Source organism: Thalassolituus hydrocarboniclasticus, assembly GCF_025345565.1.
Lineage (GTDB): Bacteria > Pseudomonadota > Gammaproteobacteria > Pseudomonadales > Oceanobacteraceae > Venatoribacter > Venatoribacter hydrocarboniclasticus.
On record NZ_CP054475.1, the window covers coordinates 1,793,561 to 1,808,453 of the forward strand.

The 14,893-nt window shown below is 54.2% G+C and carries 12 protein-coding genes; 4 read left to right on the top strand and 8 right to left on the bottom strand.

The genetic code is table 11. From position 1 onward, the window contains the following. Positions 1–186 precede the first annotated feature (186 nt). A complete protein-coding gene (gene fabB / locus HUF19_RS07805) occupies positions 187–1,398 on the bottom strand; it encodes a beta-ketoacyl-ACP synthase I (RefSeq protein WP_260999252.1) in 1,212 nt (403 codons plus the stop codon). A 174-nt stretch (positions 1,399–1,572) separates the two neighbouring features. On the opposite strand from fabB, the gene HUF19_RS07810 reads away from it, so the two are divergent. Beyond that, positions 1,573–1,824: a hypothetical protein gene (locus HUF19_RS07810; protein ID WP_260999253.1), complete on the top strand. Its 252-nt coding sequence runs from the start codon at positions 1,573–1,575 to the stop codon at positions 1,822–1,824. Between the two features lie 48 nt (positions 1,825–1,872). On the opposite strand, the gene HUF19_RS07815 is transcribed toward HUF19_RS07810, so the two are convergent. The 4 genes from HUF19_RS07815 to HUF19_RS07830 all read right to left on the bottom strand — a co-directional run bounded on the left by HUF19_RS07815 (position 1,873) and on the right by HUF19_RS07830 (position 6,525). Then, on the bottom strand, positions 1,873–2,664 hold the full coding sequence (locus HUF19_RS07815) for a phosphatase PAP2 family protein (protein WP_260999254.1): 792 nt from the start codon (positions 2,662–2,664) through the stop codon (positions 1,873–1,875). Beyond that, entirely contained in the window at positions 2,661–4,271 is a 1,611-nt protein-coding gene (locus tag HUF19_RS07820; protein WP_260999255.1) for an ArnT family glycosyltransferase, read from the bottom strand. Before HUF19_RS07820 ends, HUF19_RS07815 begins: the two co-directional genes overlap by 4 nt. Then, positions 4,261–5,364 carry a glycosyltransferase family 2 protein gene (locus tag HUF19_RS07825; RefSeq protein WP_260999256.1) on the bottom strand — a complete coding sequence of 368 codons (1,104 nt, stop codon included), beginning with the start codon at positions 5,362–5,364 and terminating at the stop codon, positions 4,261–4,263. The genes HUF19_RS07820 and HUF19_RS07825 overlap by 11 nt, the downstream gene beginning before the upstream one ends. Before the next feature lie 225 nt (positions 5,365–5,589). Continuing rightward, complete coding sequence (locus HUF19_RS07830; protein WP_260999257.1) at positions 5,590–6,525, bottom strand: lysylphosphatidylglycerol synthase transmembrane domain-containing protein; 936 nt, start codon at positions 6,523–6,525, stop codon at positions 5,590–5,592. Positions 6,526–6,701: 176 nt separating this feature from the next. On the opposite strand from HUF19_RS07830, the gene waaC reads away from it, so the two are divergent. Then, complete coding sequence (gene waaC, locus HUF19_RS07835) at positions 6,702–7,721, top strand: lipopolysaccharide heptosyltransferase I (protein WP_260999258.1); 1,020 nt, start codon at positions 6,702–6,704, stop codon at positions 7,719–7,721. A 95-nt stretch (positions 7,722–7,816) separates the two neighbouring features. Next, a complete protein-coding gene (dgt, locus tag HUF19_RS07840) occupies positions 7,817–9,340 on the top strand; it encodes a dGTPase (RefSeq protein ID WP_260999259.1) in 1,524 nt (507 codons plus the stop codon). Between the two features lie 34 nt (positions 9,341–9,374). Here the strand turns inward: dgt and HUF19_RS07845 are convergent, their stop codons facing one another. The 3 genes from HUF19_RS07845 to HUF19_RS07855 all read right to left on the bottom strand — a co-directional run bounded on the left by HUF19_RS07845 (position 9,375) and on the right by HUF19_RS07855 (position 13,030). After that, positions 9,375–11,258, bottom strand: coding sequence for an MFS transporter (locus tag HUF19_RS07845; protein ID WP_260999260.1), 1,884 nt, complete (start codon positions 11,256–11,258; stop codon positions 9,375–9,377). A 27-nt stretch (positions 11,259–11,285) separates the two neighbouring features. Beyond that, positions 11,286–11,906, bottom strand: a complete 621-nt coding sequence (locus tag HUF19_RS07850) for a TetR/AcrR family transcriptional regulator (RefSeq protein WP_260999261.1) — start codon at positions 11,904–11,906, stop codon at positions 11,286–11,288. Positions 11,907–12,007: 101 nt separating this feature from the next. Beyond that, entirely contained in the window at positions 12,008–13,030 is a 1,023-nt protein-coding gene (locus HUF19_RS07855; RefSeq protein WP_260999262.1) for an AraC family transcriptional regulator, read from the bottom strand. A 169-nt stretch (positions 13,031–13,199) separates the two neighbouring features. Between HUF19_RS07855 and HUF19_RS07860 the strand changes: the two genes are divergently transcribed. Continuing rightward, positions 13,200–14,876, top strand: a complete 1,677-nt coding sequence (locus HUF19_RS07860; RefSeq protein WP_260999263.1) for an FAD-binding oxidoreductase — start codon at positions 13,200–13,202, stop codon at positions 14,874–14,876. The last annotated feature ends 17 nt before the right edge of the window (positions 14,877–14,893 follow it).

The window sequence follows — 14,893 nt, forward strand, 5'->3', positions numbered from 1 at the left end:
GTGCCGATATTCAATCGGGCCGGCCTGAATCGGATGTCGCGGAACCAGCCCATCATGCCTCTGTAAAACTGCCGCCACAGCCAGAAAACTGACCGTGTGCGGATTAACAGGGGGCATTAGTAAAACCTAAAAAGTCTTTCTTGAATATCACTAATAACCAGTAAAAGCGACTCAGTACACGTTTTTTCAGAGGGACTGAAAAATCAGGGTCGCGTTGGTCCCACCGAAGCCAAAGCTGTTCGACATCACGGTTTTAAGCGCGGCGTCGCGGTTTTCGGTCACGATGGGGAAGCCAGCAGTGCCTTCGTCTTTTTCGGTGATGTTGGCGCTACCGGTAATAAAACCGTGCTTCAGCATCAGCAGGCTGTAAATAGCCTCCTGTACCCCGGCGGCACCCAGTGAGTGGCCGGTCAGGGATTTGGTTGAGCTGATTGGCGGTACTTTGTCGCCGAAGGCCTGGCCTACAGCGCGCAGTTCGGTAATGTCACCCGCCGGCGTGCTGGTGCCGTGGGTGTTCAGGTAATCAATGGTTGGATTGCCGGCCATGGCCAGCGCATCCTGCATGCAGCGCACGGCACCTTCACCGGATGGTGAAACCATGTCGGCACCATCGGAAGTGGCCGCATAGCCGATCAGCTCAGCGTAAATCGTCGCGCCACGCGCTACGGCGTGTTCGTATTCTTCCAGTACCAGCATGCCGCCGCCGCCGGCGATAACGAAACCATCACGGGTGGCGTCGTATGGGCGGGATGCCGTTTCTGCAGCATCGTTGTATTTGCTCGACAGGGCACCCATGGCATCAAACTGCATACTCAGAGACCAGTGCTCTTCTTCGCCGCCACCGGCGAACACGATATCCTGCTTGCCCCACTGAATCAGTTCCATTGCATGGCCGATACAGTGTGCACTGGTGGCACAGGCTGAGGTCATCGAGTAATTCACACCTTTAATCGAGAAGGGGGTGGCCAGGTTGGCCGACACGGTGCTGCCCATGGTGCGGGTCACGCGATATGGACCAACTTTACGGACCCCTTTTTCACGCAGGATATCGACAGACTCAACGATATCGCTGGATGAGGCGCCACCGGAGCCGGCAACCAGGCCGGTGCGGGGATTGCTGACCATGTCGGCGGTCAGGCCTGAATCTTCGATGGCTTCACGCATGGATAAATAAGAATACGCGGCGGAGTCACCCATAAAACGCTTCAGCTTGCGGTCGATGACTTCGTCCAGGTTGATCTTTGGTTTACCGGCAACATGGCTGCGGAGGCCGAGTTCGGCATATTCCGGCATATAGCTGATACCAGAGCGCTGTGCCCGCAGGGATGCCAGTACCTCATCTTTGTTATTACCCAGACAACCTACGATTCCTAAACCTGTAACCACGACTCGACGCATAACTGATACTCTGATTCTTATTAACGAAATGAAATCCTGTACAGCCTATGACAGAAATATTGAGGTAATATTTCAATCCTTTGGCGGCCACCACTATATAGCAGTCGTCAAAAAGGCATAAAGAAAAATATTGTTAACCAATAGTCTTTAATCGAAAGAAAAAGGGTTGTATTAGTGATGGCTGATCAAGATGTGCGCTGGCGCCGGGCGCAGGAGCTGATGCTGGAGAATGCATTGGATGTGGAGACCATGGCTGCTTGTCTGGGGCAGGACGAAGACCGGATGCTGGCGATGCTGGGGGAAAAACCGACGCGGAAAATCACGGATGCCGTGGCGGCACAGATGGAGCAGACCTTCTCCAAGCCCAAGGGCTGGCTTGATCAGTCTGATGATGGCGGTATTACCTTCGACCTGTTTGGTGCCTGATTTCAGCAGAATACGATAAAACAGGGGGCATTAAGCTGCCCCTGTTACTCAGCTGCCAGCGTTCTGCTGTCGCAGTAAACGCACAAACGGCAACCAGATTTTGACCAGTGCGGTGATGACCGCGCCCAGACTGGCAGTGATCGCCAGCGGATCGGTAAACGGATAGCCATCTTCATGAAAGGCCAGGTAGCCCGAAGCCAGTGTCAGCAACAGGGCACTGAATAATTTCCAGCCATGGGCCTGCAGCCAGTGCAAACGATTGACCAGAGTAACGCTCAGGCTAGCGAACAGCAGGCCGAAGGCACCACCTACCAGAATATCCAGCGGCCAGTGGGCGCCGACCATCGCCCGGCTCAGCGCTGCCGACAACCCTAAGAGCAGAATCAACAGACCAACACTCAGACGCTTGCTGTTCAGCCATAACAGGCCGGCACAGCTTAATGCGGTAAAAGAATGGCCGGACGGGAAGCTGTGTCCTTTCAGCACTGAACCAATAATGGTGAAGCTGTCATGGCTGAGCACTGCGGCCGGACGGGCAACGTCCAGTGTGCTTTTGAAAAAATGCACAAAAACCGCGCCCAGAATCAGTAAGACCAGTGACTGGGTAAGCAGCAGTGGCCGGTAGCAGGCAGCAATCAGCAGCACAGCAACGGCAAACAGCGTGTCGGCAACCAGCGTCAGATTGGCCCACAACCAGTCAGGCAGCATGCCGCCGGCGTGATTCCACTGTAAAAACAGGGCCTGGTTCGCGTTGCTCAGCCACAGCCATAACGCCGCGCTGAGCATCAGTGCTGCCAGTGTCAGTAATGGCGTGCTGCCCAGAGTCGGCTGCTGTGTCATGGCTGCTCCGCAGCAGGGGCTGGTGCGGATTCAGACTCAGAGGCTGGTGCCGCGATGCGGCGCACAATCTGAATCGGGCCCGACTGGAACAGCACATCATAATATTCGCTGTCTTTAGCTAAGCGATCTTCACGGCCAAAGCCGACCTCGCCAATTTCCAGTGGGCGGCGGTGAGTGATTTTGTTCAGGTAGACGTTAAAGCTCGGCATATCGATGGACTGGGTATAGACCGGCTCATTCAGCGTCTTGGCAAACTGTGCCGCTTCCCAGACCGGGCGCTGCTGCGCTTCGCTGAAAGCCGGTACAAACAGGAACCAGACGAAGATAGTTTGTACGCCACCAACCATGACCAGGCGGCTCCATAACGGATAGCGGCGCCACAGGATCAGGGTCAGACTGACGATGCCGGCCAGCGCGGCCAGAATGGCGAAGTCCTGATTAAAGTAATGTCCGGCACGCTGGGCGACGGCGATCTCAATCGGGTTGGTCAGACGTTGTTCGGCCACCGGAATCAGCAGTGGGAACGCGACCATGACAGCAAACAGCAGGGCCGGGAACAGCAGGGCGAACCAGCGGTTCTGCAGCCAGGCGTGGTAGCGCGCCATCAGGATCACCAGTGGTGTGCAGCCGTACAGGATGTAATGCGGCAGCTTGGTACTGGCCAGACTGAATAACACCAGCACCACCAGAAACCAGATCCACAGGAAAGCATCCAGCGGGTCTTTGCCCGGCAGGATATTGCGTACAGACGGCACAATACGCAGCAACAGGGCACCGAATGGCGCCAGCACAAAAGGCAGTACCAGCGGGTAGAACAGGAAGCCGCCGTCGTGACCTTCCATCGCATTGTTGAAGCGGTTGACATTGTGCTTAAGGAAGAAGCCGTCAATAAAGGCCTGTCCCTGTGCCTGATACTCAAGGATGTACCAGGGCGCGGCGATGGCAACGAACAGAATCCAGCCGGGAATAAAGAATATCGCGCGCAGAAACTCTGCCCGCAGGCCCTGACTCAGGTAGAACAGAGCAGCCACCATAAAGGGAATAGCCACAGCCACCGGCCCTTTGGTCAGTACACCCAGAGCCATTAACGCGTAGATTGCAACCAGCAGGCTGTTGGCGGGCTGACGGCTGTAGCTGTACATCAGCAGCAGTGTGGTGGCCAGCAGGGCGTTGAGTAAGGCGTCGGCGGTGGCAACGTGGGCGATCATATTAATGCCCAGGCTGGCAGCGGCCATCAGCGCGGCGATGATGGCGGTTTTTTCATCCAGATGGCGGCGTACAAAAGCGAATATGGCCAGTGTCCAGCCCAGACCGGCCAGCGCTGAAGGCAGGCGGAAGGCCCAGACTTCGGTGCCGAATACCGAGATAGATGCGGCCTGCAGCCAGTAAATCAGGATGGGTTTGTCGAAACGCACCCGGTCGTTAAGCCAGGTGGTAATAAAGTCGCCACGCTCAAACATGCCGCGGGTCGCCTCGCTGAAGGCGCCCTCGTCATGATCAAACAGCAGATACCCATTGAGGTTGGCAAAGAAAAAGCCCACCAGAACCAGCAGCAGCCACAGAGGGATCTGCAGGCCCGGGAGGCGGTATTGCAACTTAGCTGGCATGCTGATCGTCACCACCTGAAGCGTTGGCCTCTGTCTGGGTAGTGGTTGCAGCGGTTGCTGTATTTTGTTGCTGATTCCAGCCCGGTTCACCTTTGTCGGCATCGGCCGCAGGATGGTAGATCACATATTGCTGGCGCTGGGATGATTCAAAGTAAGTACGTGAAATCAGCTCAGACAATACGCCGGTGGTGAGGAATTGCAGGGCAGCAATCACACAGACCACGGCAATTAAAAACAGCGGGCGGTTGCCGATGTCTTCACCCAGAATGAATTTCACAAAAGCCAGATAGGTCATCATCAGGCCACCCATCGAACCCAGTGCCAGACCGATAGAGCCAAAAAAGTGGCCCGGACGGGCGCGATAGCGCATGAAGAAATAGACCGATAACAGGTCAAGAATCACGCGGAAGGTGCGCGAAATACCGTATTTGGATTCACCGGCAACCCGTGCGTTGTGGGTTACCACAATTTCGCCAATACGGCTTGGTGGAACGACCGCCGCCACCCAGGCCGGAATAAAGCGGTGCATTTCACCATACAGACGAACCTGTTTGATGACCGAAGATTTGTAAATTTTCAGCGAGCAGCCGTAGTCATTGATACGTACACCGGTGATTTTACCAATCAGGCGGTTGGCGATGCGCGATGGGATCTTACGCAGCACCAGATCGTCTTTACGGTTTTTACGCCAGCCGGTGAGCAGATCCAGATCATTCTCCAGCAGATGGTCGACCATGCGCGGAATATCGGCCGGATCGTTCTGCAGGTCGCCGTCGAGGGTGGCAATCAGGTAGCCGCGGGCTTCATCAATACCGGCCTGCATCGCGGCGGTCTGGCCGAAGTTACGGCGCAGTTCAACCACACGTACGTGGCTGCCGTATTTTTCGGATTCTTTTTTCAGAGCCTGAGGCGTGCCATCGGTGCTGCCATCATCAACGACCAGAAGTTCCCAGTCGCCGTTGTAACTGGCAAGACCTTCATGCACGCGTGCGACCATAGGGCCAACGTTTTCGATCTCGTTGAACATAGGAATCACTACAGACAGTGAAGGCTTCTGGGTTGCCGCGGATGTATTTGCCTCAGTCAAGGTCATTACCACTCTGTAAAAAGGAATTGCGGGCGCCATGAGCCGGTTTGATAACAGTAAAACCGGCACCGCCACGGCGCGCGATGTAAAAAGAACCGCGATCATACCCAAAAGGGGATGACAGGAAAATAACGAGCACGGCCGCTGATGAAAACTCAGTGTGCCACCCTGTACCCTGATCGCTGTCTTTCAGTGGCTTTGTCAGCGCTGAAGTTCCCGATGGGCAGGGTTTCAGCCGTTGTCTGCAGCCTTTGCCGGCAGCCGCAGGCGCTGGGTCAGCAGTGTAATCAGAGCCGTCAGCAGCAGTGTGCTGCCCAGTACAAACAGATGCAGGTTTACCGCCGCAGCCAGTGCTTTGGCGTGATCAATGCCCCAGGGCAGAAGGCCCGCAAGTACCCCAGCTTCGTAGGTGCCGGCGCCAGCCACGCCATGAATCGGTAACACACTGCTCAGTTCGCCGGTGGTCGCACCCATCCAGCTCTGGCTGTAGGGCAGATCCAGAAATTGCGCCAAAAGCCAGGCATAGACCGCCAGCTTCAGTGCCCAGTTGATCAGGGTCCAGAACAGGGCGCGGGCGAAGCTCCAGGGTGATTTGGGCAGGGCGTGCATCAGCTCGGCGCCACGGTTGGCCAGTTTGCTGGGGTGCGCCAGCAGAAAACGGTTGAGGGCATTCTGCAGTGGCAGTACCAGCAGCGGTGCGGTCAGCAGGGCGGCAGCCAGCAGCAGTTTGACGCTGTTGCCGACGTCCAGCTGGGTGTGCAGTGACAGCGCGGCAAGTACCAGCAGGGCGTACAGATCGAGCAGACGCAGCCACAATAATGCCGGGCCGCTGTGACGATAGGGCACATCAAAATGCTGTTTCATCAGCAGGGGGAAGGCGGTTTCGCCGCTGCGCATCGGCAGCATATTATTGAAGAAGTTATGCAGCACGGTGATGCGTGTCAGGCGTAAAAATTGCCCGCGGCATTGCTGCCAGAAGAAGTCGTAGAAGCGCAGTGCGCGCAGTATGTAGCTCAGCAGCATCAGCAGTATGGCAATCGCAACCTGCTGCGGAGGGATGCTTTGCCAGCTCTGTACCACGGCGTCCCAGCCGTAACTGCGTTCAACCAGCCAGATCAGTGCCAGTAATAAGGTCAGCCCCAGCCAGAATTTCCACGATTTGAACACAATACACCTTAGCGCCTGATAAAGGCGGGCATGGTTGCCGCCACCCGCTGTATTGTCAAGCCAGCCGGCAGGCGTTTGCCGTTTGAATCGCCGCTGGCTTGGTATAAAGTGCGCTCCCGAAAAAGAATAAGCCGCTGGCTGAGCCAGATAGACGTTTCTGTGGATGGAGAATTGCCGTGAAAGTCCTGCTGATTAAAACCTCATCGCTGGGGGATGTATTCCACACCCTGCCGGCGCTGGAAGATGCCTGGCGGGCGATTCCCGGACTGGAAGTCGACTGGGTGGTGGAAGAAGCTTTTGCTGCGATTCCGGCCTGGCATCCGGCAGTAAAAAAAGTCATCCCGGTGGCCTGGCGGCGCTGGCGCAAAAATCTGCGTGATAAAGCCAATCGTGCAGAAATGAAAGCCTTCTGGCGTGATCTGCGCGCCACTGAATACGATGTGGTGCTCGATGCTCAGGGCCTGATTAAAAGCGCGGTATTTACCCGCATGGCCCGCGGTCCGCGCTTTGGTCTGGATAAGCACAGTTGCCGTGAGCCGCTGGCGGCGCTGGCCTATCAGCATCCGCAGGCGGTGGCGAAAGGGCAGCATGCTATTCCACGGGTGCGCCAGCTGTTTGCTCAGGTACTGGGTTATGAGGTGCCGGATGGGCTGAGTTATGGCGTTGACCGCACACGCTGGCCGCGGCCGGCGGTTGACGGTGATTACTGGCTGTTCCTGCACGGCACGACCTGGATCACCAAACTCTGGCCGGAAGCTTACTGGCGTGAGCTGGCAGCTATGGTGGCGGCCAGTGGCCGTAAAGTCGTTCTGCCCTGGGGGAATGATGAAGAACAACAGCGCGCCGAACGTATTGCTGACGGGCTGGATGGTGTTGAGGTACTGCCAAAAATGGGCCTCAATGCGCTGAATGCTTATCTGGCCCATGCGCAGGCCGTGGTTGGCGTGGATACCGGTTTATCCCATGTGGTTGCCGCGCTGGAAGTACCCTCCGTGGCTATTTATGGCGCCACCGATTCAACCCTGACCGGCGTGTTGGGGCCTCAGGTTGAAGTCATGCGCAGCGGTTACAGCGATTGCGCTCCCTGCCTGTCGAAAACCTGCCTGAAGAATGAGTCCGGCGATATTCAGCCGCCCTGTTATCGTGAGATCAGCCCGCAACGAGTGTTTGAGTCACTATTAGCACACATATCCTAAGCGGAAAGTGTTATGACTCAGCCTGTCTGTAGCTGCTTGATGATAATCTTAATTGCTGTCATCTTGTTTCTATCACGTATGGACAGGTGTAAAAGATGGCGATTGATTTCAAACAGCGTATCAGCGGTGCCCGCCGCTGGAATACTTCACCGGTATCTACAGCTACGGATCAGCTAACGCCTCTGGCCGTTTTTGAAAGTGACCGCGGCCGGATTATTAATTCTGCAGCCGTGCGTCGCCTGCAGCAGAAAACTCAGGTTTTTCCTTTAGAGCGTAATGCTGCTGTGCGCAGTCGTCTGACACATTCTATGGAGGTGCAGCAGGTCGGACGACATATCAGTCAGACTATTATCAAAAAACTGACAGATGAAGGACTGCTGCAAGAATACGGGCTGGCAGGGCTTGAACGTCAGTTTGAAAGTATCGTCGATATGTCGTGTCTGATGCACGATATTGGCAATCCGCCTTTTGGTCATTTTGGTGAGGCGGCCATCAATCAATGGTGCGATGGTAATATCGGTGTGCTGTTTGATCGGGCTTGCATCACGGATGATCAGGAGCATCTTACCCCCCTGAGGCGGGATTTGTGTAGCTTTGAGGGTAATGCTCAGGGACTGAGGATTGTGGATACGCTGCAGGCTTTGAATCTGACTTATAGTCAGTTGTCAGGTTTACTCAAATATACCCGTCGCGGTGATCAGCAAAAACCTAAAAATTCCTATTTACAGAAAAAAGTGGGCTTTTATCTCAGTGAAATCGCATTGCTGCGGGGTGTGGGGGATGCTCTCAATATGGCTGCGGGCAGGCGCTCACCTTTCGCCTACGTAATGGAGGCTGCCGATGATATTTCCTACTGCATAGCAGATATAGAAGATGCTGTAGAAAAAGGAATTCTGAAGATTGACGAGTTGTCTGGGCTGCTGAATCGTGAGTATGAAGACTTGTTCTGTGGTAATAAAGCTCTGACAAAAGACGGAGTGACTTTCGCTAGTCCGGATCATGCTGATTGGATGAAAAAAATCACTTCACAGGCATTGGCCTCATACAGAAAATCTGAACTGGAAGGGAATTTTTTTGTCTCTCTGCGGGTTGGTATTAATACTAAAGCGGTTGAACATGCCGCAAGCCGCTTTGTTGATAATATCAGCGATATATTTTCTGGCTGCTACGATCAGGCGTTGGTGGAGGATCTGAGCGCCAATCACGTATTGTTGCAAACTCTGAAAAATATTGCGGTGGAGCACGTCTTTAATCATCCGGAAGTTGAAGCGCAGGAGTTGCAGGGCTACCGCATCATTACCGGGCTGTTGGATATCTATAAACCCCTGCTGACTCTTGATCGCTCAACGTTTGAAGCAATGTTTTCCGGACAATATAAAACTCCGTTGTATGAAACCCGTTTGTTTAAGAAATTACCGGGTAAACACCTTAAAGCTTACGCTAGTGCAATTGTTACGCTGGATGGTTTTAAAAGACTATTGGATGAACCGGAGCTTCAGATTTTGTCAGATAATGCTTGGGAGCTTTACTTTCGCTGCCGACTGATTTTGGACTATATCAGTGGTATGACAGATCAGTTTGCTCTGGATGAATACAGAGCATTGCATGTAATAGATTAAGCCTGCTGCGTTGTCAGGCAGCAGGCTTACATTATTAATAGCTGTTTGTTTTTAGCAGGTTTCGTACATCATCTTCCAGACCCGCAGCACTGATGCTGTCAGGTGATTGTGGCTGGCCCACAGTTAAACCCACCCGTGACCAGAAACGTCGTGGTGTTTTGGTGAGTGCCAGTCCGTCTTTGTGGCTGAAAAAACTGCCCCATAAACCGTCCAGAGCCATTGGAATAACCGGTACTGGAGTTTCGGCAATAATACGTTCGATGCCGGCACGGAAGGGTTCAATTTCTCCGGTTTGCGTCAGTTTTCCTTCAGGAAAAATACACACCACCTGGCCATCGGCTAACTCTTCTTTAATGCGGCGGAAGGCCGTTTCATAGACCTCACTATTGGCCTTAGGCGAACAGATCGGAATGGCTTTGGCCAGACGGAAAAACCATTTCATCCCCGGCATTTCTGAAATACCGCGATCCATAACAAAGCGTATAGGGCGCGGACAGGCACCGGCAATCAGTAAGGCATCAACATAGCTGACGTGGTTGCAGACTAATACAACCGGGCCTTCTTCGGGAATATTCTGAATGCCTTTATGGCTTACGCGATACATGGTGTGCGACAGCATCCAGATAACAAAACGCAGGGCAAATTCCGGTACCTGCGAATAGACGTAGCCGACGACGACAATATTCATGATGGCAATCACGCAGAAATATTCGGCGATGGATAACTTCATAATCACCAGGCTGATGATGCCGAAAGCGGCACTACCAACCATAAAAAGTGCGTTCATCACGTTGTTGGCTGCGATGGTCTGGGCGCGCATTTTTTCGTCACTGCGCTGCTGAATTAACGCCTGCAGTGGCACAACATATAAACCGCCAAACAAACTGATCAGTGCGATGTCCGCCATCATGCGCCAGTGGTCGGCATTCTGTACGAACGCCAGAGCGCTGAGGTCGGAGCTGATATTCAGACTGCTGATGGCAAAGTACAGGTCAATACCAAAAATGCTCATGCCCAGTGAACCGATCGGTACTATACCAAGCTCAATTTTGTGACCGGATAGTTTTTCGCACAGCAGCGAGCCTGCGGCTACGCCGACAGAAAACAGAGTTAACAGCAGGGTAACGATTTGCGGATTGCCGCCTAAATGATCGCGGGCCAGATTCGGAAACTGGGTCAGGTAACTGGCGCCTAAAAACCAGAACCAGCTGATGGCCATAATGGATAAATACACGGCGCGTTGCTGGCGGGCATTGCGCAGTGTATTTACCAGCTCGGTAAGCGGATTCCAGTTAATAGTCAGTTGTGGGTCACCGGCTTCAGCGGTTGGAATAAAGCGACTGCTGAAATAACCCAGTACAGCAAAAAAGATAACACCTGCAGCAATCCAGTATTTGGCAGCGCTCAAATCAAATAATAAACCGGCGGTAATCGTGCCGCCTAAAATGGCCAGAAAAGTACCCATCTCAACCAGTGCATTACCGCCCACCAGTTCGTCTTTATGCAGCTGTTGCGGCAGTAAGGCGAATTTTACCGGGCCAAACAATGCCGACTGCAGCCCCATCAAAAACAGCAGGGTCATCATCAGCAGCATGTTGTTGGTAATAATGCCGGCCGCAGCAATCAGCATGATGGCGACTTCGAGTAATTTAACGCTGCGGATTAAACGCGATTTTTCCATTTTATCGGCGATCTGACCGGCGATTGGCGAAAACAGGAAAAACGGCAGAATAAATAAACCCGCTGCGAGGTTGGTGTACAGTGCGGAATCTTCTTCGGCAATAATGCCGCTGAAAGCGATCAGCAATAACAGCGCATTTTTGTATAAATTATCGTTAAACGCGCCCAGTGCCTGAGTAATAAAATACGGCAGAAAGCGGCGTTTGCCGAGCAGGGTGAACTGACTGTGCTGACTCATGGCTGATGTCCTTGTGTGGCCTGTTGGTTATGCATGGCGGTCTTCCTTAGCGTTAATCCAGCCGGGTAAATAATGGTGCAGCAGCGAGAGAATCATGCTGTTACCACTGATATTGCCCGGGGTAAATAATTTATCGTCCAGAGCCAGCACGCAGATGCCGTGTACGCTGGCCCAGATCGTCCGTGCGGTTTGGGCGCAGTCGGCGGCGGTGGTGCCGGGTTTGAGTATGGCGAGCTGCTGTTGCAGCAGAGTGAATACATTGTCGATTCGTTGTTGTTGCCAGTCGGGCAGGTTTTCCTGTTCCGGTAGCTGATGCTCAAACAGTAATCGCCATTGATGCGGGTGCTGGCTGGCGAAGTTGAGATAACTCATGGCGCAGGCTTCCAGCGCCTGTTGTGGTGAGTCTGCCTGCTCAATCGCGGCGCATAATTCACGGTATATCTGATCCAGAGTGCGGGCGTTAGCGGCCAGCAGCAACAACCCATAACTGCCAAACTGGTTGATCAGCGTGCCGGGGGAATAGCCGACCTCGCGTGCAATCTGGCGCAGACTGAGGCTGCTGGCCGGTTGCTGCTGCAGCAGGGCGAGCACCGTATCCATGGTCAGTTGTTGCAATTGTACAGGGGTGTGATCCTGGCGGCGGGCCATACTGATTCACCTGAATGATTTTGAACGGCGTTCAATATAGGGTGGTTCTGAACGCTGTTCAATAGATTTTTTACGTCAGCTTCAGTAAGAGTGGCCGGGGCTTATTTGCCCCGGTACTCGCCAGGGGTCATACCTGTCCAGGCCTTGAAGCGGCGGTGGAACGAGCGGGCCTCGCTAAAGCCCAGGCGGGCGGCGATGTCGTTGACCGGTATGTTGGTGGTGCGCAGCCAGTTGGTTGCTACCTCGCGGCGTAAATCATCGAGCAGTTGCTGGTAGCCGGTACCGGCTTCCTGCAAACGACGCTGCAGCGTGCGCTCGGTCATGCCGAGTTCGGCGGCGACTTTGTCGCGCCGCGGCAGGTCTTCCTCCATCAGGCTGCGCAGCAGTGAGCGGGTTTGCATCACAATCGGGTGCTTTTCCTGCAGCTCAGCCATAACGCTGGCTGCCTGCTGTTCCAGTGTGGCCAGGAGCGTTGGGTCGGGCTGGCGCAGAGGTGTATCAAGGATGGGTTCCGGGAAAATCAGTGCACTGCGGTCACAACCGAATTCCAGCGGAGCCTGAAAAATATCTTCGTAGACTGCCAGCAGTGCAGGGGCCGGTTTGCTGCGCTCGAACAGAACACGGTCGGGCTTGCCGTCCTGCATGTCCGCCAGCCAGCGGGCGAATACCAGCCAGCTGCCAAGCACGTTATCGATCATGTGTGGGCGCACCACGGGGTCGTCGTACTGGCAGACCCAGCGCATGGCCAGATGCGGGCCGTATTTTTCGATTTTGGTAACACCCATGTCGCCAACGATGGCTTCATATTCCGGGGTAATGTGCAGCGCCTCGCGTGCGGTGCGGCAGTTCATCGCCATGTAACCCACCAGACTGTAAGAGCCGGGCTGCACATAACGTGAGCTTTTTAAGCCGAACAACGGGTCGCGGGTCTGTTCGATCAGCCAGCGGATCAGGCTCTGGAAGGCACGGCCGTGGGTGCGGCTGATGCTGTTATCCATAATGCCATGAGGCATGCCAACAGCATCCAGGGCCTGGATCGGTTCAATATCGTAGTCCTGCGCCGCCCGCAGGTACTGACGGATAGCAGCAGATGAAGCGCTACCTAATAAGTCTTGAGAGTTCATCCGATGTGCATCATCTTGTTGTTATAGCTGCATGGGGCTGGTGCCGGGATTTGTCTGACTGGCTGAATATACTACGTCTCTGTCTCAAACTGTCAGTGCCAGCGCTCAGGCTTCGCTGTATCTTAGCGCTCTCTGCGAATTGGGTCTAACGGACATTGAGGATTACAACATGGGTCGTCGCTGGAATGGTTGGGGTGATGAAAGTTATATCAAAGAGGTGCCTGCACATGGTGAGCGTCTCATTCACTCCATCATCGGGGAAACCAGAGCTTTGCCGGATGCCACACTGGAGTCGGTTATGGCTCAGGTTCCGCCATCCCGCTTGCCTGCTCACCCCCTGGTGGTAACGGCAGCTGAAGACCGTGTACGTCATGCCCGTGGACAAAGTTTTCCGGATTGGCTGGCCATGCGCAGTGGGGACTTCGGGGTTTTTCCTGACGGGGTTGCCTATCCGGAAACCAGCTCTCAGGTTCGTGAGCTGCTGGATTATGCCGTTGAGCACGATGTGGACGTTATTCCATACGGTGGTGGTACTTCGGTGGCGGGGCATATCACGCCGCTGGCCAGTCAGCGTGCGATCCTGACCATTGATATGGGTCGTATGAACCAGTTGATGGAGCTTAACGAAGAAAGCCAGATCGCCACCTTTGGTGCCGGTACACCGGGGCCGCTGGTGGAATCTCAGCTGCGTGCCCGTGGTTACACGCTGGGACACTTTCCGCAATCCTGGGAGCTTTCAACCATTGGTGGCTGGATTGCTTCCCGCTCCAGTGGCCAGCAGTCGCTGCGTTACGGTCGTATTGAACAAATGTTTGCCGGTGGACGCATGGAAACCCTGCTGGGGACTATGGATATTCCGACCATTCCGGCATCGTCCGCGGGTCCGGATATGCGTGAAATCACCATGGGCATGGAAGGGCGCATGGGCATCTTTACTGAAGTGAAGGTACGAGTGACACGGATGGCGGAAGAGGAAAAATTCTTCGTGGTCTTTATGCCAAACTGGCAGGCGGCGAAAACGGCCGTACGCGAGTTGGTACAGAACAAAGTACCGATGTCGATGATGCGCGTGAGTAATGCCAAAGAGGCTAAAGCCCACCTGCATCTGGGCACTCAGGAAAAGCAGTTTAAATTACTGGACCGTTTCCTGCGTTTTATGGGAATGGGCGATGAGCGCTGCATGCTGACCTATGGTGTCACTGGCACTAAATATCAGAACAAAACCTCACTGAAGCAGATCCGTAAAGTATTAAAAGCCCACGGTGGCGTCGGTGGCCCTCTGGCCAATATTATGGGCAGTATCTGGTCTCATGGCCGCTTTAAATTCCCTTACCTGCGTGAAACCACCTGGGCCCGTGGTATTGCCGTGGACACACTGGAAACCTCGACCGACTGGGATAATATCGATCAGTTAATGGCCGATGTGGAAAGCGCACTGGAAACGGCGCTGCGCAGCGATGGCGAAGAAGTGATGGTATTTACTCACCTTTCGCATATGTACACCCAGGGCTCCAGTATTTACACCACGTATTTCTTCCGCTGTGCCGACAGCTACGAAGAAACCCTGGAACGCTGGCGCAAACTGAAACACAAAGCATCTTCGGTGATTGCCCGTGGTCGTGCGACGATTTCGCATCAGCATGGCGTTGGTAAAGATCATGCGCCGTATCTGCCAGCGGAAAAAGGCGCGCTGGGTATGCGCGTACTGAATACCCTGGTGCAGGATTTTGATCCGCAACAGCGTCTTAATCCGGGGACTTTGCTGGAAAAAAATCAGGACGGAAACATTGCAGAGAATGCTGTAAGAAAGACACAGCAGGAGCAGACTGAGTCCACCGTGGAATAACATTCCTCCCGGGGGCG